Source organism: Streptomyces sp. NPDC006733 (genome assembly GCF_040636125.1).
Taxonomy (GTDB): Bacteria; Actinomycetota; Actinomycetes; order Streptomycetales; family Streptomycetaceae; genus Actinacidiphila.
The window spans coordinates 19,925-40,385 of record NZ_JBEYJD010000048.1; the positions used below are offsets into that span (position 1 = coordinate 19,925).

At 71.7% G+C, this 20,461-nt stretch carries 21 protein-coding genes; 9 read left to right on the forward strand and 12 right to left on the reverse strand.

The genetic code is table 11. From position 1 onward, the window contains the following. Nucleotides 1–4: 4 nt before the first annotated feature. A complete protein-coding gene (locus ABZ721_RS32825; RefSeq protein ID WP_358792462.1) occupies nt 5–169 on the forward strand; it encodes a hypothetical protein in 165 nt (54 codons plus the stop codon). A gap of 99 nt (nt 170–268) precedes the next feature. Here ABZ721_RS32825 and ABZ721_RS32830 read toward each other — a convergent pair whose 3' ends face one another. Then, nucleotides 269–1,222 (reverse strand): DUF4232 domain-containing protein, encoded by a 954-nt coding sequence (locus ABZ721_RS32830; protein ID WP_358792420.1) that lies wholly within the window; start codon nt 1,220–1,222, stop codon nt 269–271. 232 nt (nt 1,223–1,454) lie between these two features. On the opposite strand from ABZ721_RS32830, the gene ABZ721_RS32835 reads away from it, so the two are divergent. The 3 genes from ABZ721_RS32835 to ABZ721_RS32845 all read left to right on the forward strand — a co-directional run bounded on the left by ABZ721_RS32835 (nt 1,455) and on the right by ABZ721_RS32845 (nt 3,248). Next, nucleotides 1,455–2,270 carry a serine hydrolase domain-containing protein gene (locus ABZ721_RS32835; RefSeq protein WP_358792421.1) on the forward strand — a complete coding sequence of 272 codons (816 nt, stop codon included), beginning with the start codon at nt 1,455–1,457 and terminating at the stop codon, nt 2,268–2,270. Nucleotides 2,271–2,674: 404 nt separating this feature from the next. Continuing rightward, on the forward strand, nt 2,675–2,893 hold the full coding sequence (locus tag ABZ721_RS32840; protein WP_358792422.1) for a hypothetical protein: 219 nt from the start codon (nt 2,675–2,677) through the stop codon (nt 2,891–2,893). Further along, on the forward strand, nt 2,877–3,248 hold the full coding sequence (locus ABZ721_RS32845) for a fic family toxin-antitoxin system, toxin component (RefSeq protein WP_358792423.1): 372 nt from the start codon (nt 2,877–2,879) through the stop codon (nt 3,246–3,248). The genes ABZ721_RS32840 and ABZ721_RS32845 overlap by 17 nt, the downstream gene beginning before the upstream one ends. A 37-nt stretch (nt 3,249–3,285) precedes the next feature. Here ABZ721_RS32845 and ABZ721_RS32850 read toward each other — a convergent pair whose 3' ends face one another. From ABZ721_RS32850 to ABZ721_RS32860, 3 genes are all read right to left on the reverse strand, one after another. Continuing rightward, the gene (locus tag ABZ721_RS32850) at nt 3,286–3,660 is read right to left on the reverse strand and encodes a VOC family protein (protein ID WP_358792424.1); all 375 of its coding nucleotides are present in this window, start codon (nt 3,658–3,660) and stop codon (nt 3,286–3,288) included. Between the two features lie 118 nt (nt 3,661–3,778). Next, on the reverse strand, nt 3,779–4,264 hold the full coding sequence (locus ABZ721_RS32855) for an amidase domain-containing protein (protein ID WP_358792425.1): 486 nt from the start codon (nt 4,262–4,264) through the stop codon (nt 3,779–3,781). A 181-nt stretch (nt 4,265–4,445) separates the two neighbouring features. Further along, nucleotides 4,446–5,105 (reverse strand): NAD(P)-binding domain-containing protein, encoded by a 660-nt coding sequence (locus ABZ721_RS32860; protein WP_358792426.1) that lies wholly within the window; start codon nt 5,103–5,105, stop codon nt 4,446–4,448. 73 nt (nt 5,106–5,178) lie between these two features. Between ABZ721_RS32860 and ABZ721_RS32865 the strand changes: the two genes are divergently transcribed. Further along, nucleotides 5,179–5,529, forward strand: coding sequence for a helix-turn-helix domain-containing protein (locus tag ABZ721_RS32865; protein WP_358792427.1), 351 nt, complete (start codon nt 5,179–5,181; stop codon nt 5,527–5,529). 362 nt (nt 5,530–5,891) lie between these two features. Here ABZ721_RS32865 and ABZ721_RS32870 read toward each other — a convergent pair whose 3' ends face one another. From ABZ721_RS32870 to ABZ721_RS32880, 3 genes are all read right to left on the reverse strand, one after another. Further along, the gene (locus ABZ721_RS32870) at nt 5,892–8,024 is read right to left on the reverse strand and encodes a tetratricopeptide repeat protein (RefSeq protein WP_358792428.1); all 2,133 of its coding nucleotides are present in this window, start codon (nt 8,022–8,024) and stop codon (nt 5,892–5,894) included. Beyond that, complete coding sequence (locus ABZ721_RS32875) at nt 8,021–8,443, reverse strand: hypothetical protein (RefSeq protein WP_358792429.1); 423 nt, start codon at nt 8,441–8,443, stop codon at nt 8,021–8,023. The genes ABZ721_RS32870 and ABZ721_RS32875 overlap by 4 nt, the downstream gene beginning before the upstream one ends. 209 nt (nt 8,444–8,652) lie before the next feature. Further along, nucleotides 8,653–9,132: a DUF2000 domain-containing protein gene (locus tag ABZ721_RS32880; protein WP_358792430.1), complete on the reverse strand. Its 480-nt coding sequence runs from the start codon at nt 9,130–9,132 to the stop codon at nt 8,653–8,655. 347 nt (nt 9,133–9,479) lie between these two features. On the opposite strand from ABZ721_RS32880, the gene ABZ721_RS32885 reads away from it, so the two are divergent. Next, a complete protein-coding gene (locus tag ABZ721_RS32885) occupies nt 9,480–9,974 on the forward strand; it encodes an Lrp/AsnC family transcriptional regulator (protein ID WP_358792431.1) in 495 nt (164 codons plus the stop codon). A 145-nt stretch (nt 9,975–10,119) separates the two neighbouring features. On the opposite strand, the gene ABZ721_RS32890 is transcribed toward ABZ721_RS32885, so the two are convergent. The 4 genes from ABZ721_RS32890 to ABZ721_RS32905 all read right to left on the reverse strand — a co-directional run bounded on the left by ABZ721_RS32890 (nt 10,120) and on the right by ABZ721_RS32905 (nt 14,202). Further along, complete coding sequence (locus tag ABZ721_RS32890; RefSeq protein ID WP_358792432.1) at nt 10,120–10,509, reverse strand: STAS domain-containing protein; 390 nt, start codon at nt 10,507–10,509, stop codon at nt 10,120–10,122. A 183-nt stretch (nt 10,510–10,692) separates the two neighbouring features. Beyond that, nucleotides 10,693–11,442 carry an ANTAR domain-containing protein gene (locus tag ABZ721_RS32895; RefSeq protein ID WP_358792433.1) on the reverse strand — a complete coding sequence of 250 codons (750 nt, stop codon included), beginning with the start codon at nt 11,440–11,442 and terminating at the stop codon, nt 10,693–10,695. Between the two features lie 51 nt (nt 11,443–11,493). Continuing rightward, a complete protein-coding gene (locus ABZ721_RS32900) occupies nt 11,494–12,066 on the reverse strand; it encodes an ANTAR domain-containing protein (protein ID WP_358792434.1) in 573 nt (190 codons plus the stop codon). A gap of 930 nt (nt 12,067–12,996) precedes the next feature. After that, on the reverse strand, nt 12,997–14,202 hold the full coding sequence (locus ABZ721_RS32905) for a PP2C family protein-serine/threonine phosphatase (RefSeq protein ID WP_358792435.1): 1,206 nt from the start codon (nt 14,200–14,202) through the stop codon (nt 12,997–12,999). A 309-nt stretch (nt 14,203–14,511) separates the two neighbouring features. Here ABZ721_RS32905 and ABZ721_RS32910 point away from each other — a divergent pair, with 309 nt between their 5' ends. Continuing rightward, complete coding sequence (locus ABZ721_RS32910; RefSeq protein WP_358792436.1) at nt 14,512–14,682, forward strand: hydrophobic protein; 171 nt, start codon at nt 14,512–14,514, stop codon at nt 14,680–14,682. Between the two features lie 318 nt (nt 14,683–15,000). Here the strand turns inward: ABZ721_RS32910 and ABZ721_RS32915 are convergent, their stop codons facing one another. Continuing rightward, the gene (locus tag ABZ721_RS32915) at nt 15,001–15,408 is read right to left on the reverse strand and encodes a hypothetical protein (protein WP_358792437.1); all 408 of its coding nucleotides are present in this window, start codon (nt 15,406–15,408) and stop codon (nt 15,001–15,003) included. A gap of 517 nt (nt 15,409–15,925) precedes the next feature. Between ABZ721_RS32915 and ABZ721_RS32920 the strand changes: the two genes are divergently transcribed. Continuing rightward, entirely contained in the window at nt 15,926–17,467 is a 1,542-nt protein-coding gene (locus ABZ721_RS32920; RefSeq protein ID WP_358792438.1) for a sigma-70 family RNA polymerase sigma factor, read from the forward strand. 426 nt (nt 17,468–17,893) lie between these two features. Beyond that, nucleotides 17,894–20,254 carry a non-reducing end alpha-L-arabinofuranosidase family hydrolase gene (locus ABZ721_RS32925; protein ID WP_358792439.1) on the forward strand — a complete coding sequence of 787 codons (2,361 nt, stop codon included), beginning with the start codon at nt 17,894–17,896 and terminating at the stop codon, nt 20,252–20,254. Nucleotides 20,255–20,461: the final 207 nt, after the last annotated feature.

Here is a 20,461-nt window from a genome sequence, read left to right on the forward strand (position 1 = left end):
GGGCATGGCCCTGGAAGGCACCCCCGGCCATCGCTTCGGCGTCTACACCGCCGAGCCCGGCACCCCCGACCACGACGCGATGCTGCTGCTCGATCCGACCGCCCCACCCGCCCAGCCCCAGACCTCGTCGTCCTGCCAGGGTGACGCCGGACCGGCCCACCTGGCGTGACGGGAAACGTCCTGCGGCGCCGGGGGCGACGCTTCGGCCCGTGTGCTGCGGCTCGGGAACCGGGGCTGGGCCCGGCGCAGGGGCGCTGCGCCGGGAGGGCTAGCGCTGCACCTTCTCCCACGGTCGGACCCCGAGCTGTCCGGTGGTGCCCAGGTCGAGGTTGGGCGTCACCGTCACCGGGGCGGCGCCGGCCTTCGCGCGGACCTGCACGTAGGGCACGTTCACCGCTGTGCCGGACTGGGTGGTGTTGCGCCAGACCAGGGCGGCGGTCGCCGATTCGCCGGGTTTGAGGGTGATGGCGCGGGGCGGCTTGTCGTCCCCGGCGCTGCTGGTGATCTCGCGGCTGCCGTTGAGGATCGCGATGCCGGTGACGGGCTTGCGGTCGTCGTCCAGCAGTGTCAGCAGCGGGTAGCCCTGGACGGTGTAGTCGCGCTTGCCGCAGTTGTCGAGATGCAGGCCCACGACGCGCAGGCCCATGGCCGCGTCGCCCTGGTCGGCGCTGACCTTGATCCCGGAGGCCGGGCAGGCGCCCGGCGCCGCCGGTGCCTCGCTCGCGGGGACCGCGGTCACGGTGGACACCTTCGCCCGCGTCACCCGTGGGGTGCCGGGCGGCAGTATCCCGGCGCGGACCGTGCCCCGCACGGTCTTGCCCGGGCCGACATCGCGCACGGTCGCGGTCGGGTTGCCCATGGATCCGCCGTCAGCGCTCATGAAGGTGAACGTGATCGAGTAGGTCAGGGCCGCGGCGCTCGCGTTGGTGACCTCGTACTCGGCGGAGATGCCGGAGTCCGTCGGGAAGGTGAGCGTTTCGGCGGCGACGGGGTGGCTGCGCGTCGGCGAGGGCGTGGGGGTGGCTGCCGGGAGGGTCAGCCAGGTGATCCGCACACCGTCCTTGCCCGCATCGTCGACCCTGGTCCGGGACGGCGACGCGGTCGCGGCGGTGCCGGCATGCTGCGTTCCGCAGGCGGTGAGCAGCAGGGCGGTCGCGGCGAGTGCCGACACGAAGGGGGCGGTCCGCGACGGAGCCAGGCGGAGAGGGGTGGGTCTGCGCATCCGATCATCTGATCACAGCGCGGACCGTGGGCGGTTGCTGGAGGCCGGGGTTCCCGTCACAAGGCTGTCACAGGTTCGCGGGCGGCAGAAGGGGCGTGTTCGGCTCCGACTGCGCCCGCTGCCGGACATGCGACGGGTACGGAACGGGTTCGTCCCGTGGATCGCGCACAGTTGGGGAGTACCCGCCTCCGAGAAAGGGACTTCGATCGACGTGCGCCCCCTACCCACCTGCGTGTTGAGCAGCAGCGCTCCGCCCGTCGTCCGCGGCGGGCACGGCCTGGACCGGTTCGTGGAGATCGGTTCCTTCACCAAGGTCCTGACCGGCACCGCGCTCGCCCGCATGGCCGCTGCGGGCCTGCTCGGCCTCGACGATCCGGTGGAGCGCTGGCTCGGCCGGGTACCGGCGGGCACCGGCATCACCTTGCGGCACTTGGCCGCGCACACCTCGGGACTGCCCCGCCTGCCGCCCGGCCTGGCGCGCAAGGATCCCTACGCGGCCTTCGACCAGGAGGCGCTGTCCGCGCTCCTGGACCAGTTGGGCTCCCTGACCGCCACGCCCCCCGGACAGAGCGAGGAGTACTCCAATTTCGGCTACGCCGTCCTCGGCGCCGCCCTGGTCGCCGCGGCCCGCGCACCGTACGCGCAGCTCGTGGAGGAGCACGTGCTCGCCCCGCTCGGTGTGCACGAGGTGACGGCCCAGCCGCCCGCCGACCGACGCCTGTGCGCGAGGCGGTGGGGCAGGGAACGCGCCCCGTGGACGATGAGCGGAGCGATCCTGCCCGCGGGCGGGATGTGGGCGACGCCGCGCGCCGCGGCGGACCTGCTCACCCGCTTGCTCCTGGACCGGGTGTTGGGTCCTCCCGCCCTGTCCTGGCAAGCGTCCGGCCCGCTGATCTGGCACAACGGGGCAACGCGCGACGCCTCGGTCTTTGCCGGAGCTGTCCCGGCGACGGGCCGCTGGGTTGTGGTCCATCGACTCGGCGGGTCTCCTGCCGGCACGGAGAACGCTGCGGTGGCGCAACTGAGGAGGGCCGAAGACGCCGGCTGAGGACACGCTGCCAGGGGCGGGTTGGAAGTGCGGGCGGCAGGGCGGCGCCGTGGGGTCGGCGCGCCCAGCTCCCCTCGGGCCGTAGCGCAGGCGGTCATGTCCGGGGCGCACGGTCACCGGGATCCGCGTCGACGATCGCTCGCGGGGCGGCGACGCGGGCGCGGTAGGCGCGGCGCCCTTCGCTGGCCAGCCGCGACTGGACTCGCGGGCGGGTGTCCCGGATCGTCTTGCGCTGGGCCACGTGGCCTGCCTCGGCGAGCACCGCCACCCGCTTGCCCCGCCCATGCGGCCGGGGCCCCGGGGAGCCCCTGCGCCCACGGATCCGGCACCGCTGCGTACAGCGGATCATCCCGCCCGACCGGTGCGGGTTCCCAGGCCAGCTAGCAACAGCTAGCATCGGCGGTATGGCCAAGACTCAGCTCAACGTCCGACTCGAAGCAGAGCTCGCGGAAGCCGCCAAGCTGGCCGCCGCGAGCAGGCGGACGTCCGTGCAGGACTACATCGCCTACCTGGTGCGCAACGACGTCGACCCGCTGCGCGCCGCTTTCCTGGGATCAGCCGAGAACGTCATTTCCGAGTTCGGCGACTTCATCGAGGAGCGGGCCCATGCACCTCGCCGTTGACCTGGGGTGGATCCTGGCCGTGGCCCAGCGCGCCGGCGAGGGCGACCCCGCCCCCACGGACTTCGGCGTGCCCGTCGCGGCCGTCGAGCGCCACAAGGCCACGCTCCTGGACAAGACCGTCTACGACGGGCCGGTCGCCCGCGCGGCCGCGCTCGCCCACACCCTCGGCCGGCTGCGGTGGCTGGAGCGCTCCAACATGACCGTGGCCGTCGCGGTGACCGTGGCATACCTGCAGGCAGCCGGCCGCACGGTCAAGCCCGGCCGGGACGAGATCGGCGCCCTCGTGGACGAGATCCGCCGTGAGGACGGCACCACCGCGAGCATCGCCGCGGTACTGCGCTCCTGGCCTGCCTGACCCACGGGACCCGGCACCCGCACGCGGGCGGCCGCGCTCAGGCGCCGGGCAGGAACAGACAGAACGGATGGCCGTGCGGGTCGCGCAGGACGCGCACGCCCTCCTGCGGCTGGTGCTCGTGCACGGTCGCACCCAGGGCGGTCGCCCGCGCGGTCTCCTTCTCCAGGTCATCGACCTGCAGGTCCAGATGCGCCTGCATCTGCTGCGTACCGGGGCGCTGCGGCCACACCGGCGGGGTGTGATCCGGTTCCAACTGGAAGCTGAGGCCGGGGCGTTCCTGCCCCGGAGCCCTCAGGCGCACCCACTCCGGGGCACGATCGACTTCCTGCCAGTCCAGCAGGACACGGTAGAAGTCGGCCAGTGCGGGCGGATCGGGCGTACCGAGAACAAAGGCACCGAGCGTTGTCGTCATGTGCCCAGCCTTACCCGCGGAGCAATCCTCACGCTTCCGTGCGGGCCGGCACCACGTGGTCGAGCCGGCTCCGAGGTGCCACCCGGACCCGGTACCGCTCTCGGGTTGGGGTGCAAGGTCAGGTGCGGTGCAGCCACCACCAAGCATCGGGTTCGGCGACCAGAATACTCTGGAGCGATCGGTTGATCGTGTCGTTGCTGTGGTAGCTCAGGGCGGGCCCGATGCCGTCGTAGTACCACGTCATCATCATGGTGTGGTCGATCTCCTGGCCGTTGTGCTGCCAGTCGGCTTGGAGGACGTCCCCGTCGCCCATGTACCAGACGTTGTCGAGCAGGTCCGTGCGACCGCTCCAATAGGAGGCGTAGAAAGAGAACCAGTGCGCGTTGATCCACGTGAGTGTCTGATTATGGATGTGCCACGGGTTGTACCACCAGCTGTTCTGGTCGTTCGACGGGTACGGTCCGTTCGCCTCGTCCGCCCAGCCGCCGGCCCGGAGTGCCTGGCTGATGAAGGTGGTGCAGTCGTTCGATCCGAGCCGGGGCGGGGGACGAACGCTGTCCCCCGCCCACGCCCTCAGGACCGCGCCCGCGCAGGAGGCCCCCAACTCCCGTGCGTGGTCTACGGCCTCTGCGCACACATGCTTGTCGTTGCGCGCACCGCCCGGGTGGCCTGTCACGGCGTTCCCGGCGCGCAGCGTCCTCGGCGCGCGGCCAGGGCACCCCGCACGCCCGCGGCACCGGAACCGAGCGGCGCCGTCGACGTCCCGACGCGATGCCGGCGGGGCCTCACGCGCTGTCCGTGCGGGGACCGGTCGCATAGGCCAGCGGCGGCGCGATCGCCCGTACGTCCGCCCCTTCCCCCACCCACAGGCCGATGAACAGCGCGGCGGTCGCCTCCAGCAGCCCCGCGCGGTCCAGGCCGCCCCCGCTCACCGGCTCGCCGCCCATGTCCCGCACCAGCGCGCGGGCCAGGGCGAGGGCCGCCGCGTCGTCGCCGCACAGCGGAACGTGCAGGGGCTGACCGTCGAAGACCGGCGGGGTCATCCGCCACACGTCCTCGTGGCAGAGGTTGAACGCTTTGACCACGTGCGCGCCCGGTGCCGCGGCAGCCAGTCGCTGCGCCGCCGAGGGGCCACCGTCGGTCAGCAGCCGGAAGCCGGGCCCGACCGGATTGGCGCAGTCGAGCAGGACCTTCCCCTGCAGTGCCGCTCGATGCTCCCCCACCACATCCGTCCCCGCACCGTACGGCAGCGCCACCAGCACCACCGCGCCGAAGTCGACCGCCTCACGCAGCCCGCCGTGCTCCGCGCCGCCCCCGATGCGCGTCGCGAGCCGCTGAGCGTTCCGCACGTTCCGGCCTCCGACGCGCACCTGGTGCCCGGCCCGCGCCCACTGCGTGGCCAACGCGTCCGCCATATGTCCTGTCCCCAGCACACCGATCTTCATCGTTCCGCCCCTCTCCTGGGTTTCGACCGCCTTGGGGACGACACTAGGAAACCGCTCGGGCACCATTTGGTACGTGACGACCAACGCCTACCTCGCCGACTGCCGCGCCCGCCTCGCTTTCGATCTCCTGTCCAACACCTGGAACCCGGTGCTGATCTGGGTCCTGCGGGACGGCCCCAAGCGCCCGGGTGAACTGCGCGCACGCATCGGCGGGATCAGTCCCAAGGTGCTGACCGAGACGCTGCGGCGGCTGGAGTTCAACGGGCTGGTCATCCGCCACGCCCACGACGCGGCGCCGCCGCGGGTCGAGTACGAACTCACCCCCCTGGGAAGGACGTTGCTCGACCCGATCGGCGCCCTGGGCGCGTGGGCCTTCGAGCACGGCGATGAGGTCATGGCCGCCCAGGACCGCCTCGGCGGCTGAGCTCCCGACCCCCGGTTCCGCCCGCAGACGCCATCCCTCCCCGGGGAGAAGCAACGGCCCACGCGGCAGGCGGATCGTCCCAGGCCAGTTGCCCCAGGACATCCTGCCCTCTACCACGCGACCTCCCCGCCTGGCCATCGTTTCCACCTCCTTCGAATGAGTGGTCCAGGCGATCCCGACGTGGCTAACGTGCCGGTGAGGGCGCCGCACAGGCGGGTCTGGTCGGGGCGGGGCTTGGAGGAGAACGGGGGCTCCAAGCCCCGCTCCCGGCCCGACCACCAGTGCCCTCACCGCCGGCACGGCCGTCACCGCCGTCCCAGCCCTCACCGAGCTGACGGCGGGCTCCGGCTGATCGCGTGCCGTTACGCGGTGCGCAGACCGGTGAGGCGCTCTTGGGCCTCGCGGGTGTAGGGGTGCGTCGGTCCCAGTACCCGGACGCGGGCTTCCACCACGGCTGCCGTGGCTTCGAGCGCTTCGGCGTGCGCGCCCAACCCGGTGAGGATCTGGCCGAGCACGTTCCAGGCGGCCAGCGTCATCGGAAAATCCGGCCCGTAGCGCCGCTGGTGTGCCGCCAGCACGGTCCGTGCCCGGGGAAGCGCCTCCGCGAGCCGGCCGGTGGCGTACAGCGCGTAGGTGTAGTCCAGTGCGGCCGCCAGGGCGATCGGGTGATGTTCACCGAGGACGCTCTGGCACTCGGCGACCAGCGTTGCCTGGGACACCAGCTCGTGCTGCAGTTCCGGTCCCGGGGGCAGACACAGCAGGTGGGATCGGGCCAGCAACGTCAAGGGGTGCGCGGGCCCCAGGGCGGTGGTGCGCCCGTGCGTGGCACGTCGCACCAGGGCCACGGCTTCCGGGGTGCGGTCGGCGTCCCCGTGCCAGAGGGTGACGGCGAGGTTGAGACAGGTGTCCAGGGTGTCGAGCCCCTCCGGCCCGCAGACGCGTTCGCAGTCGGCCAAGGTCGCACGGAGCACGGTCTCCGCCTCTGCGAACCGGCCGAGCCGGTCCAGTGCCCGTCCTTCGCGTCGGCGCAGCCGGAGCATCACCGGGTGATCGCCGGCAAGGCGGTGCCCGGCCAGGCCCCTGGCCTGGCTCACCAGGATCAGAGCGGAGGCGTAGTCCCCGGACCGGTGCAGCGCTACCGTCAGCCGCAGCGCGCAGTCCGCAGCGGCCTCGAACGCCGCCTGCCCGATGTCCGGCCAGCTCACCGCTCGCCGGAGCAGGGCCAGCGCGTGCGGTGCGAGCAGGGTGAAGCGGGGGTCGGGCGACTGGCGTTCGGGAATCTCGGGCAATGCCGCGTCCAGGCGCCGAGCGGCCGCCGCGACCAGTTGCTCGCGCTGCTCCGGCGGGATGCCACGGGCCACGCTGTCCAGCAGTACGCCGTGGGTGCGCAAGCAGCGCACCTGTTGCGCCACCAGTTCCGTGAGGGAGTGATCCAGCAGTCCGTGCAGGGCTGTTTCGGCGCCGCGCGCACCGACGTCGACGCCGGCCAGCAGGGACACGGGCAGCGGGTCACCGGCCCAGCAGGACAACAGGCGCAGGAGCGTGACGGCTTCGGGCAGGCCCTGGGCCTCCAGGGCGTCCAACGACAGTTGCCAGGTGGTGCGCACCAGGTGGCGGGGGCCTTGTGCGGTCGCCGATGCGCCCTGGTCGAGCAGTTCGATCGGGTCGACCTCGCGCCGGTCGTCCAGAACGCTGCTGTACCGGGTCATGGTCCACGGCTCGATCACCTGGCGGGAGAGGAATCCGCCCGCGAGGGTCAGCGCCAGGGGCAGTCGGCCCAGCCGGTCGGCGACCTCGGCGGCTTCGTCCGGTGTCCCGGTCTCCGGGGCGAGGTCGCACAACACCTGGGCGGCGGCCTCGCGCGGCAGGACGCCCACGCTGAGCAGGCGGGTGTCGGGCCACCAGTGCGGGGAGGCCTGGCGGGTCGTGACGAGCACGGTGCCGCGTGGGCTGGTGCGCAGCCAGCCGCCGTCGCGGATGACCGTGGGGTCATCCGCGTTGTCGAGGACGAGCAGCCACGGCTCCGCGGAGTGCTGCAGGCTGTCCCACACCAGGTCGGCGGCGGCCCGCAGGCCGCTGCGCGCCGCGGTCAGTGCGCCCTCGTCCGCGCCGCGGTCCGCGGCGACCGCCAGCATGCCCGTGCGCAGGGAGGCGGTGTCGGAGGCATTGACCCACAGGCCGACCCGGCCGGTGTGGGCGGTGGCGTGGCGGAAGAGCGCGTAGGCGACGGCGGTCTTGCCGCTGCCGCCCAGACCGTGCAGGACGTACGCGTCGCCGCCCGCGTCCGGGGCGACCGCGTCACGCAGACGTGCCATCAGCTCCGTACGGTCGCGCAGGATCAGCGAGATCCGGCCCACCGCCGGATGCCGGACGGAGTCCGGGCTGGTCCAGGTGGGGCTGTGGTGATGGTGCTCGATGATGTGCTGGTCGCCCGCCGCCTGGTAGACCCGGCCCTGGCCGTCGGCCTGGCCGTGCGCCTCGAAGCGGCCGGTCACTGCTCGTTCAGCCGCAGATCCCGGCCGGCTTGGTAGATCCGGGCGCTGCCCGATGCGGTGGCGCTCTGGGTGACGCCCGGCGCCGTGGCCGGTGTCTGCGGTGCCAGCTCGGCCAGGAGTGCCCGCAGGTCATCGGCCACCTCCGGGTTGCCGGCCAGCAGCCGGCGTACCCGTCCTTGCCATTCGGCCGCCAGCTCGGTCCGGGTCGCGCTCGCTTCGTCGTCCCCGGCGCTCCGTGCCTGCAGCAGCTCGTCCCGCGTGGCGTCCAGCGCGGTGACGACGGCCTCGGCCCGCTCGGGTCGCACGCGCCGCCACAGCGCGGCCAGTCCGTCCCGCGCCGTCTGCCAGGCGTCCGTCGCGACCATCGTGACGATGCTCGTCCCCGCGGAGGCCGCGAGGGCAGCGATCTCAAGTTCCATGATTCCCCCTGCGTTCCAGCGCCCCATGATCCACGCCAGAACCGTATCCAGCAACGTTCGCCTGCGGTCGGCGGCAGAGCAACGCGCGGGTGGGCGGGGGGGCGTTGCCGGACCCGGGGTGCCGTGCCGCGGACGCAGTCGCTGAACCACGGTAGCCGCCCTCCGGTACCGGCGTCGCCCGCCGCGCACGGATCGACTTCTCCGCAGGGTCAGGGCATGAGGGGAAGCTTTCCGACGATCTTGTCGACCGGGTTGCGGGGGCCGACGATGCTGACCGCGCAGTAGTCGAGGTCCGTGGTCCGGGTCTCGCCCACCGTCGCGATGAAATCGCCGTAGACACGGGTGCTCTGGGCCGCGACGGGCACGTCGGCCAGGAACATGTCCGTGCGGGCGGCTGCCTTGGCGCGGAGGGTGCGCAGCGTGGCGGCGTCGGCGACCAGCACCGAGCAGCCTGCCCAGGGCAGGCCCGGGTGGGTGGCGCCTTCCGCGTCGGTGGCCGCGGCGCCCAGCAGCCCGGGGACCGACGCCGCGGTGGGGGCTGCGGCGCAGATGGCGGCATTGGCGGCCCGGCCCGGAGGCAGGTCGGCGTTGACGACGATGACCCACTTCAGCCGGGCCTGGCGGGTGGGCAGACGGAAGTCCATCTCCTCCGGCGCGAAGCCCACGGGCGCCGCGCTCGGTCCGTTCATCACAGACATGGCAATCCTCTTCATTCATGCGGACGGATCCGGGAATGGTAGGTGGATGTGCCGCTTGGCGAAGCTACTGCTGGACTTCATTCGCCATAGCGGGCGTCTGCGGGGCCGCTGGGGAACGTCATGCGGTGATCGGGCGGAAACCCCGCCCTTCGTAAGGCGGAGCGCAGGGCGCGGCAGGGCGGACACGCACGGGGTGATCGCTGCGACGAGGCTGCCTGCGCGGCCGACGCAGGCGGCCACAGCCGCCCGGTCGAGCGGGCACCCCCGACCGCGATGCCTGGCTGAAGTCGAGCACGGCTCGCCGCCCGCCGAACTTCGTCGGGCATACGCTGGATCGCATGGAACTTGATGCACTGGACCGAGCCCTGCTGCGGGAGCTGCAGAACGATGCACGGCAGACCAACCGCGACCTCGCGGCCAAGACCGGGGTCTCCCCCTCCACCTCACTGGAGCGTGTCCGGGTGCTGCGCGAGCGCGGCGTCATCACCGGCTACCACGCGGCCCTGGACCTCGACGCGGCCGGCCGTCCCGTCCAAGCGCTCATCTCGGTGCGGATCCGGCCGCCCGCCCGTCCCGTCATCGAGGGATTCCGGGAGTGGGCCGCGCGACTGCCCGAGGTGATCGGGCTGTTCGTCACGTCGGGTGCTCACGACTTCCTCATCCACATCGCGGTCCCTGACGTCGATGGCGTGTATGCCTTCGTCATCGACCGGCTCACCGAACGCCGCGAAGTCGCCGACGTGCAGACCACCATGATCTACGAGCACGTCCAGTCCCGGTGCATCGAGCCGACCAACCCCGATCGGCCCCGGTCCGCCCGTAGAACCCGCTGACCGGGTGCATCTCCTCGCCGGAAGTCGCGGCACGAGCCGGCAGGTCAGCTCAGGAAGGCTGGCGGCAACCTGGCCGCGTAGCACCGGCGGGTGAACAGCGCGGCATCGCAGGAGCGCTCAGCGGCGCGAAGCGGCGGCGGGCGGGTCACAGGGTCGGGATACCCCGTCCAGGAGTGTCGGCGTCCGTGTCGGCTGCGGACGGCGGGCACACGGCCTGCTGCACGGTGTCGGCGAGCACGAAGACCTGCAGGGCCTCGGTGAGTTCCAGGACGTGGCGCACCGGCGTGCTGATCGCGGCCAGGACCAGGTCGACGCCGCGGCGCTGGGCGTCCTGGCGCAGTTGCAGGAGCCGGTTCAGGCCGCGGGAGTCGCAGAACGTCACTCCGGCGCACTGCAGGATCAGCCGTCGGCATCCTGCGTCCAGGGCCTCGCCCGCCCCGTGTGCCAGGAGGTGTTCCGTGTCGTTGTCGAGGTCTCCGGAGACCGCGAGGACGATCACGCCCCCGCGGGCAGGGCCGATCGTACGTACCTGCAACGGCCGCATCAGATCCACCCTTCCTCCCGCCCGTCAGGCCCGGCTTTCTGCCCGGCCCCAGGGAACGCCGTGGCCCAATATACGGAACCGGCGCCCCCGCGCGGGACCGGTCCGTTCCGGCGCACCGGGGGGCACCGCGCACCGCGCCGTGCGGTGTTGTGCGGGAAGGCGCGGCGCCGGGGGTTACTGGCGGTCCGTGGTGTCCTGGGGTGCCCGGGTGGGCGCCGTCGCGGGCGTGAGGCCGTTGTCGATGACATCGCGGGCGACGGCGCGCAGCAGGATCCGGTGGTGCCGGGCATGCTGGCGCAGTGCCTCGAACGCCTGGTTGGGGGTGATGTTGCTGCGTGCCGCGAGGATGCCCTTGGCCTGCTCGATGACGATCCGGCTCTGCAGGGCGGTGTGCAGTTGGGCGGTGACGGTGTGTTGCTCGCGGAGGGCGCGCGCCTGGATCAACCCGATGGTGGCGACATCGGCCAGCGCTTGGACCAGTGCGAGGTCGTCGGCGTTCAACGGTTGGTTGCCGGTGTGCAACAGCAGGAGGCTGCCGATGACGTCCTGGCGAAGGCGCATCGGCACGGCGGTGGCCTGGGGGTAGCCGGCGTGCTGCAGGAGCGGGGCGAACTGCGGCCAGCGGGCCGTCGCATCGGCCACGTCGTGGGTGGCGACCGTCAGGGCGGTGCGGTGCGCGTCCACCGCCGGCCCCTGGTCGCAGGCGGCTTCCAGGACGCGCTGCAGGTCCGGGGCGGAATCGCAGGGGGCGGGGCTGTGCAGTTGGAGGCCGGGGTGGGCCAAGAAGACCGCGGCGCTGGTGACATCGAGCAGTTCTTGGCAGCGGACGGTCATCTGGTGCAGGAAGTCGATGACGTCGAAGTCCTCCACCAAGGTGTCGGCCAGTTCTACGAACGTGCGGGCGATGCGTTGTTCCCTGCTCATGTGCGTGTCCTCCTCACTCCCGCGCAGGCCTGGCCGGAGCGGTAGACCAAGCTATCGGGTGTCCTGGGGCAGTTGCTGTTCCAGGATGACGTGGGCGGCTGCTGTCAGGGACTGGCCGGACGCGTAGGCGTGGGCGCGCAGCCGGTCCAGAGCTTCGGCCAGCGGGACGTCGAGTCTCACGCTGAGCACCCCCGTGGCCTGGTGCACCACCGCCCGGTGCAACTCCACCGCCCCCGCGTGACCGAGATCATCGCCGCCGCTGTGGGACGGCCAGTGGTTCAACACGTGCTGGGCCAGGGCGTCGGCGATCAGCCACCCCTGCGCGGACTGCTCGGTGCTGAGCGCCCCGGGCGTGCGCCGGTAGCCGGTCATCGTGCCCACCTGGAGCGCGCCGATGTGCACCGGCCAGACGAACAATGCCGCCACCCCCAACCCTTTTGCCTCGGCAGCGTACTGCGGCCACTGCTGGGCCAGCAGCCGTTCGAGGTCGGGCACCTCGCGGACGTCCGTCGCGTCCTCGGAGAGCAGAGCGGGCCCCTGCCCGAGGACGAACTGGAGATCCTCCAAACGCCCGCTGGTCGCGTCGCTGAACCACACCAGTTCGCGCCCCAAGGATACGGCCATCCCACCCAGACCCAGCGTGTGCGCGCAGGCGTCCGCCCACACCCGGCGCTCGTCTTCGGTCGCAGCCGCGGAGAGGCCGTCCAGCAATCTTCTGACCGTGGAAACCATCTCCGCGCACGCTTTCCTCGGAACTTCCGTGGGCGCGGCGGCCACCGAACCGCACCGTTTCAGGGTAGTGGCTGGCACACCGCATGACAGGGGAAGTCGTCAAGTGTGCAGGCGAACGCGAGATGCGTTGTATGGGCCGGCCGCGGCGGGGCGGTGCCCGTGGGCACGGCCAGTGGTCGGTGGGGCCGGAGGTGCGGACCTCATGGAAGGGCCAGCGCCGGGCGGCGTCCGGGCGCCCAAGTCGCTGACGAGGACCAACGCCCTCTGCCCGCAAGGCCTCGATACACAGACTCTCTCCGAGGCTGATCCGCAATGCCTTGCCCCGGGCCGCCAGCGGCCCGACGGCGCACAGCGACACCCGCTGGGCCCGCGTGGCGTCCGCCGCCGGTGTCTGGCCCACCGCGTCCCGCCCCTACAGGGTCGGTGTGGCAGGCCCCGCGAGACGCTGGGCGGGATCTGCTGTGGCCCAGGCACCACGCGGCCAGAATCACCGCTTGCGGGCGGGGGGCTTTCCTTGAGCGCTCGCGGCACGAGCGGGCGGCTGGGGTGGGTGCGGGCATCGGTCTTCTCCGACCTGCGGCCTCGGCCACCGCCGCTGCCTCGATCGGAGCGGAGGAAGGGCAGGCGGCCGAGCAGAGTCGCCGTGGGGAGCCACCGTCATTCCCCCCGGGCGGCCCATCCCGTTTCGACCCTACGCCTTGATCTTGGTCAGGACAGCAACTCGCGGTGACCGGTGGACGATCCCCGGCACCGCGCGGGGCAGCGTGGTTGTCCCCCTCGCGCAGCGGGAACGCCCGCGGCTGCGACACCCCTGGCGGGTGCCTATCGGTCGTCGGCGCTCGCGGGACGGCCGGCGGTGTGGGGGCCGTACCAGTCCAGGCACAGGACGGTGGCGTCGTCCTTCGGCGGGAGGCCGTGGTAGGCGCTCGCCACCGCGGCGACCAGGGTGCGCACGACCTCCCGCGGGTGCTCACCGGCGGTCTTGCGCAGCAGCCCCGGCAGGTCGACGGCGGCCGCTTCGCGGTCCTGCATGCCGTCGGTGAACAGCACCAGGCGGTCGCCCGGGCGCAGGTCGAGATCCTGCACCTGGTACGTGCCCTGCCCCACGACACCGAACGGCAGGTTCACCGCCAGCGTCAGCTCGTCGACCACGCCGTCGCGCAGCAGCAGCGGCCCCGGGTGGCCGGCGTTGACGAGTTGGGCGCTGCTGCCGTCCAGGGCGATGCGAACCAGCTGGCCGGTGACGAAGGTCCGTCGGCCGTGGTCGAGCAGGGCCTGGTGGGTCTGGCGGGCCTGTTCGACCAGATCCGCGCCGGCGCGGCGCGCGCCGCGGGAGGCGTTGACCACGAGGGTGGCCATGAGCGAGGCGTTGACGTCATGGCCCATCGCGTCGGTGACCGACAGGTGCAGGACGTCGTGGTCCAGGCTGTAGTCGTAGGTGTCGCCCGCGATGTCGGAGGCCGGCACCAGGCCGCCGGCGAGCGCGAACTGCGCCGCCTCGCAGGACGAGGCGGAGGGCAGCAGCTGACGCTGGATCTCGGCAGCCAGACTCACCGTGGTGGTGCGATTGCCCCAGTGATAGAGGTCGGTGAAACGGCGGTCGGTGACGATGATGTACGCCAGCGCGTGCGCGGCCTCCTCCACCTGTTCCAGCACCTGCGGCGTCGTCTGGTGGAGAAACAGCTCGAGAACGCCGATGGTGTCACCACGATTGGTCACCGGCGCCAGCACCCGCTGGCCCTGCTCCCCGTCTTTCGCCGCCGTCTGCACCAGCTTCTGCGAGCGCAGGACTTCGTCGTAGACCCCGCTACCGGCCAGCGATACCTGTTCGGCCAGGTGCCCCTGGGCCTTGCTCGCCTGGTCACTGACGCGCACCAGGCGCCGACCGACGACATCGACGAACAGGAACGACACCGATTGCGCGCCGAACCGGTCGCGCAGATTACGCGCCACCACATCGAGTGAGCCCGTCGGCGCGGCGCTCTCCGCTGCTACCAGCACATCGGCCAGCCCGATCCGGTCCCGCATCCCAACCGCCTCCTCAAGTTTCTGACCTTGACCCGTCTTCCCCGTGGCGAGCAAGCCATCACTGCTGCACCACAGAAAGCCCCTGACCAGGGGGTTTCTGCCGTCGGGGTGGCGTATGACGGTGCCGAAAGGGCGCTGGGCGGGCGCGCGGGCCGGGTGCGGCGAGGACGTTCGCCGCGGCATGGAACGCTGCGTGGCGGTGGTGACGCCGGCGGCGCCACCGGGCCTGCCCGGCCGGACCTGGGGCGGAAATCAGCGGTGCATGATCGGGGCAAAAAGGGGAAGGCGCTGGTCAGGAGGTTGATAGCCATGGGTCCACTGCTTTTGGTTCTACTGCTCGCACTCATCTTGTTCGGCGCCGGCTTCGCCCTGAAGATCCTTTGGTGGGTCGCGGTCGTCGTTCTGGTCGTGTGGCTGCTCGGCTTCGTCATGCGCGGCACCCACTCCGGCGGCGGCCGCGGCCGCTGGTACCGCTGGTAGCCGACGAACAGCGCCGTACAGCGCACGACAATGGGCCCGGCAAGTATGACTACCTGCCGGGCCCATTGTCGTGCGCTGTACGGCTCGCGCGATGACGGGCCACCCGGGCTGTCACCGATGGTGCTGCGTCTGCTCCCCGGTGCCAGTGCGGCTTCCTGGAACGCGAGCGTCGGGGCACCGACCCGGGCCCGGCGCCTGTGGGGGGCCAGGCGGGCCGTCGACACGCAAGGCCGCACGGCCCTCGCCGGGGCTGTTGACGCTCGGTGGGATGGGTCTGGTTGGACGCGCCTGCTCCTCGTCTCCTGTGGCCCGGAGCCCTTAGCCGACGGTGAGGTCGTACTGCCAGACTGTCGGATTGGCGCCCGCCGGAATACTGACGGTGTTGGCGAAGCAGACGGTTCGGTAGCCCGGCGAGAGGGTGGACTCGTAACAGGAGGCGTAGCTGCCGGTGTAGTTGAGCCCGGAACCTCCCCGGATCCGGACGTTGGTCGACTGCTGGTTCTTCACGATGAGCACCGACTGGGCGGAGGAACGTCCGATGACGACACATACCTGATAGATGACATTGGTTCCCGGAAGAGTGTTGGTCGCTGTGCAGTTGTGCAGAGCCAGACCGGCCGGCAGGGGTTGCCAGTACGGTGCCGCCACGGCCGGTCCGGCTGCGAACAGAACTGCCCCCAGGGCCGCTCCCGTCAGAGCGGTCAGGCTCTTGGTCCTACGCCTCATACGATGTTCCCCTTCCATGAGGACCCGGACCCAAGTGCCCGGGCCATTGGTGTCGCGAGATTCCGTTGGCGTGACCTGATCTTGTGTCTGGTTGCCACCTTGGCAGACGGCATTTCGCGCCGACAAGCCTGTAAGTACCGACTTAAAGGCGCAGGTCAAGGCCTCTTTTTCTCTTTCGGATGCCTACGTGCGCCGCACCGCAATGCGTGCCGGGAGCTGAGGGTTCGACGACCGCGGGTGCCGGTGGATCCGCCCTACACGGGACCGGTCGCCGGTGACCACTCCTGGCGGAACCGCACCACCCCTGCACCCGGCCTCGAACCCCGGTGGGCTGGTGAGCGCCACACCGAACCCGTACAGAAGGGGGTCGTCCACGCGTCGGCCGCCCGCAGCCCGAGCACCGGCGCTTGATCTGTTCGAGCCGGCCACCGACTTGGGCGCATCCCCGGGCCGCCGCTAAGGTGTGCCGCCGGACTCGGCGGATCGCTCCCGCTGCGGGAGCTGGGAGTGGAACCTCATGAATACGAACCACGCGGGACTGGTTGTCGCGGCGCAGGCCGGGGACGATCGGGCGCGTGAGGAGCTGATCGCCGCGTACCTGCCGTTGCTGTACAACATCGTCGGGCGGGCGCTGAGGGGACATGCCGACACGGATGACGTCGTCCAGGAGACCCTGCTGCGCGTGGTGCGCGACCTGCCGGCGCTGCGGGCCCCGGAGAGCTTCCGGTCCTGGCTGGTGGCGATCGCCCTGCATCAGATCAACTCGTACTGGCAGCGGCAACGCACTGTCGCCGACCGGACCACCGTCATCGACGAGGCCAGCGCGCTGCCGGATGTCGGCGCCGCATCCGAGGACGTGACGATTCTGCGTCTGCAGGTGTCGGACGAGCGCCGGCAGGTCGTCGAGGCCTGCCGGTGGCTCGACCCGGACCATCGGGTGCTGCTGTCGCTGTGGTGGCAGGAATGTGCGGGCTCGCTGAGCCGTGACGACCTCGCCGCCGCGATGGGGCTGACCGTCGCCCACGTCGGCGTCCGCGTGCAACGCATGCGTGAGCAACTGGACGTGAGCCGCACGGTCGTCTCCGCGCTGCGGCGCGACCCGCGCTGTCCGCAATTGACCGAGACGCTCGCCGGCTGGGACGGCGGCCACACCTCGGTGTGGCGCAAGCGGATCGCGCGGCACACCCGCGCCTGCCCGGTCTGCCTGGCGACGACGACCGAACGGATTCCGCCCGAGCGCCTGCTGCTGTCTCTCGCGCCGCTGGCCGTCCCGGCCGGCCTCATCACCGCGCTGTCCGCCAAGGGCCTGCTGGCGGGCACGGCCGCGAGCGCCGCCGGGCTGGCCGGCGTGCCGGTCGCTACGGGCACGGCGACGGGCGCGGGCACCCTGCACGGCTCGCTGATGGGCAAGCTCTCCGCGGTGACCGCGCATCCGCTGGTGGGCCTCGCCACCGGCGCGGTGCTCATCGCCGGGACCACCGCCTACGTGACCTGGCCCGAACCGGCACACCGCGGGCCTGCGGTCGTCGCCCCGTCCACGGGCGGCCACCCCGCGCCGCAGCCGTCGCGCACCCCCACTGCGGGCGGATCGTCCCCGGCCCGTCCCCCGGCCGTCGCGGACACGGTTCCGCTGGGCGCGCGGTCGCTGGAGTCGGTGGACGAACCGGGCCGCTACCTCGCGTACGCCGAGGACTTCGCGACCCTCGGCCAGGTCTCCGCGGCCAGCAGCGTGCAAGCCCGGCAGCGGGTGACGTTCACGGTCGTGCGGGGGCTGGCCGACCCGCACTGCGTCACCTTGCGCGCCGCCGACGGGCGCTATCTGCGCCATCGTGACCTGCGGCTCCAGCTGAGCGCCGGCGACGGCAGCGCCCTGTTCCGTCAGGACGCCACGTTCTGCCCGCGGCCCGGGGCGCTCGCCGGGTCGGTGACCCTGCACGCGCACAACTACCCCGGGTCGGTCATCCGCCACCGCGACGGGGGCATCTGGCTCGATGGCTCCGACGGCACCGCGGCCTTCGCCGGCCAGGCGTCCTTCCGCGTGCGCCGGGCCTGGGCCTGAGAACCGCTGCGGGAGCCGGGCCGCGCACAGCGCGCACGGCCACCTGATCACCACTACCGCCGCGACGGCCCCATCGCGGGGTGGGGCGTAACGGTTTTCTCCTGCGAGATGCCTCACAGCGTCATCGGGCGGACGGCGCGACGTTTCTTGTTACGCCGCCCCGCGGGCGGGGCCTCCACTCATGGGGTGCCCCTCCCACCGCACGTGCCGGCGTGCCGGCGGGGTGGAACCCCGACTCCCTTGTTGACGGATCCCCCGGCAGAAAGCTGCTCCCATGACGCGACACCTCCACGCTTCCCCGGCGCCCGGCCCGCAGGAATCGCCCCTTGTCCTGCACCGCGCCCACCACGCGGCGGATCGAGCCCTGCCGGCCGATGCGCGCATCCGTCCGGCCGCCACTGCGCCCCGCAACCCCCGGGGAGCGTCATGAAAGGCCTGCACCGGCTCGGCCGACGTCGCCGCGCCCTGGTGGCAGGACTGTCGGCCGCGGCCGTGGTGGCCGGCATCGCCACACTCCTGCCCAGCTCCGCAGGGGCCGCGGCCCTGGGGACGCAGGCGGCCCCCTCGGGCCGGTACTTCGGCACTGCGGTGGCCGCCGGCAAGCTCGGCGACTCCACGTACTCCGGGATCCTGGACCGGGAGTTCACCATGGTCACCCCGGAGAACGAGATGAAGTGGGACAGCATCGAGCCGTCCCGCGGCACCTTCACCTTCGGCCCCGCCGACCAGATCGTCCATCATGCCCTGGCGCACGGCCAGCGGCTGCGCGGCCACACCACCGTCTGGCACTCCCAGCTGCCGTCCTGGGTCAGCTCCATCCGCGACGCCACCACGCTGCGCAGCGTGATGAACCACCACATCACCACCGAGATGACTCACTTCAAGGGCAAGATCTACGCCTGGGACGTGGTCAACGAGGCGTTCGCCGACGGCTCCACCCAGCACCGCAGCTCGGTGTTCCAGAACGTGCTGGGCAACGGCTTCATCGAGGAGGCGTTCCGCACCGCCCGGTCCGCCGACGCTGCGGCCAAGCTCTGCTACAACGACTACAACATCGAGAACTGGTCGGACGCCAAGACTCAGGGCGTCTACACCATGGTCAAGGACTTCAGGTCCCGCGGCGTGCCGATCGACTGCGTCGGGTTCCAGAGCCACTTCGGCACCGGCGGCCCGCCGTCCAGTTTCCGGACCACCTTGGCCAACTTCGCCGCCCTGGGCGTCGACGTCCAGATCACCGAGTTGGACATCGCCCAGGCGTCGCCCACCCAGTACGCCACCACGGTCAACGCCTGCCTGTCCGTGAGCCGGTGCACCGGCATCACGGTCTGGGGTATCCGTGACACCGACTCCTGGCGCAGCGGCGACAGCCCCCTGCTGTTCGACGCCAACGGCCGCCCCAAGGCCGCGTACACCGCCGTCATGAACGCCCTCGGTTCCGCCCCGGGCGGGGGCACCGGAGAGAGCGGCACCGGGGAGATCAAGGGCGTCGCCTCCGGCCGGTGTCTCGACATCAACGGCTCCAGCACCGTCAACGGCACCCAGGCGCAGCTGTGGGACTGCAACGCCCAGAGCAACCAGCGGTGGACCTACACCGCCGGCAAGCAGCTGATGGTCTACGGCACCAAGTGTCTGGACGCCCTGGCCAAGGGCACCGGCAACGGCACCGCGGTGGTCATCTGGGACTGCAACGGCGGCTCCAACCAGCAGTGGAACGTCAACGCCAACGGCACGATCGCCGGCGTCCAGTCCGGGCTGTGCCTCGACGCGGTCGGCGCCGCCACCGCCAACGGCACCAGGATCCAGCTGTACTCCTGCGGGTCGGGCGGCAACCAGAAGTGGACCGGCCCGTCCGGGGCCTCCACCCCGCCCCCGACGAGCGGCACGTGCGCGCTGCCGTCGACGTACCGGTGGACGTCGACCGGTGCGCTGGCGCAGCCGGCGAACGGGTGGGTCTCGCTGAAGGACTTCACCACCGTGGTGTACAACGGCAAGCACCTGGTCTACGCGTCAACCGTGTCGGGATCGTCGTACGGCTCGATGGCGTTTCGCCCCTTCACCAACTGGTCGGACATGGCGTCGGGCGGACAGGGCGGGATGAGCCAGTCCGCGGTGGCGCCCACGCTGTTCTACTTCGCACCCAAGAACATCTGGGTGCTGACCTACCAGTGGGGCGCGTGGCCGTTCATCTACCGCACGTCGAGCGACCCTGCCAACCCCAACGGCTGGTCCGCGCCGCAGCCGCTGTTCACCGGAAGCATCACCAACTCCGGTACCGGCCCGATCGACCAGACCCTGATCGGCGACGGCCAGAACATGTACCTGTTCTTCGCCGGCGACAACGGCAAGATCTACCGGGCGAGCATGCCGATCGGGAACTTCCCGGGCAACTTCGGCGCGGCGTCCACGACGGTCCTGAGCGACTCGACGAACAACCTGTTCGAGGCGGTGCAGGTCTACAAGGTGCAGGGCCAGAACCAGTACCTCATGATCGTTGAGGCGGTGGGGGCGAACGGGCGGTACTTCCGCTCCTTCACCGCCTCCAGCCTGAGCGGTGCATGGACCCCGCAGGCCGCCGGCGAGAACACCCCCTTTGCGGGCAAGGCCAACAGCGGCGCCACCTGGACCAACGACATCAGCCACGGTGACCTGGTCCGCAACAACCCCGACCAGACCATGACCATCGACCCCTGCAACCTGCAGTTCCTCTACCAGGGCAAGTCCCCCTCCGCGAGCGGCCCCTACGACCAACTGCCGTACCGGCCCGGCGTCCTCACCCTGCAGCGCTGACCTGCCTGCCCCCGGTGACCGCGCTTCGACGCGCACGACCGGCGCGGTCGGCGCGGTGGGCGCACGCTGGGCGCGGGCGACTTTCGCCCGCTGCTGCCCCGGTCCGACGTCGCGAACCGGCGTCGGACCGGGGCAGGATCGACCGGCCACCGCATGATCATCAGGGGGCACGGGCTCCCGACGACCGCGCGGTGGCTGCGGCGCGTG

Coding starts and splice junctions, on each gene's coding strand:
- ABZ721_RS32825 (WP_358792462.1), top strand. CDS start 5: ATGGCCCTGGAAGGCACCCCCGGCCATCGCTTCGGCGTCTACACCGCC.
- ABZ721_RS32830 (WP_358792420.1), bottom strand. CDS start 1,222: ATGCGCAGACCCACCCCTCTCCGCCTGGCTCCGTCGCGGACCGCCCCC.
- ABZ721_RS32840 (WP_358792422.1), top strand. CDS start 2,675: ATGGCCAAGACTCAGCTCAACGTCCGACTCGAAGCAGAGCTCGCGGAA.
- ABZ721_RS32845 (WP_358792423.1), top strand. CDS start 2,877: ATGCACCTCGCCGTTGACCTGGGGTGGATCCTGGCCGTGGCCCAGCGC.
- ABZ721_RS32850 (WP_358792424.1), bottom strand. CDS start 3,660: ATGACGACAACGCTCGGTGCCTTTGTTCTCGGTACGCCCGATCCGCCC.
- ABZ721_RS32860 (WP_358792426.1), bottom strand. CDS start 5,105: ATGAAGATCGGTGTGCTGGGGACAGGACATATGGCGGACGCGTTGGCC.
- ABZ721_RS32875 (WP_358792429.1), bottom strand. CDS start 8,443: ATGGAACTTGAGATCGCTGCCCTCGCGGCCTCCGCGGGGACGAGCATC.
- ABZ721_RS32880 (WP_358792430.1), bottom strand. CDS start 9,132: ATGAACGGACCGAGCGCGGCGCCCGTGGGCTTCGCGCCGGAGGAGATG.
- ABZ721_RS32885 (WP_358792431.1), top strand. CDS start 9,480: ATGGAACTTGATGCACTGGACCGAGCCCTGCTGCGGGAGCTGCAGAAC.
- ABZ721_RS32895 (WP_358792433.1), bottom strand. CDS start 11,442: ATGAGCAGGGAACAACGCATCGCCCGCACGTTCGTAGAACTGGCCGAC.
- ABZ721_RS32900 (WP_358792434.1), bottom strand. CDS start 12,066: ATGGCCGTATCCTTGGGGCGCGAACTGGTGTGGTTCAGCGACGCGACC.
- ABZ721_RS32905 (WP_358792435.1), bottom strand. CDS start 14,202: ATGCGGGACCGGATCGGGCTGGCCGATGTGCTGGTAGCAGCGGAGAGC.
- ABZ721_RS32910 (WP_358792436.1), top strand. CDS start 14,512: ATGGGTCCACTGCTTTTGGTTCTACTGCTCGCACTCATCTTGTTCGGC.
- ABZ721_RS32915 (WP_358792437.1), bottom strand. CDS start 15,408: ATGAGGCGTAGGACCAAGAGCCTGACCGCTCTGACGGGAGCGGCCCTG.
- ABZ721_RS32920 (WP_358792438.1), top strand. CDS start 15,926: ATGAATACGAACCACGCGGGACTGGTTGTCGCGGCGCAGGCCGGGGAC.
- ABZ721_RS32925 (WP_358792439.1), top strand. CDS start 17,894: ATGAAAGGCCTGCACCGGCTCGGCCGACGTCGCCGCGCCCTGGTGGCA.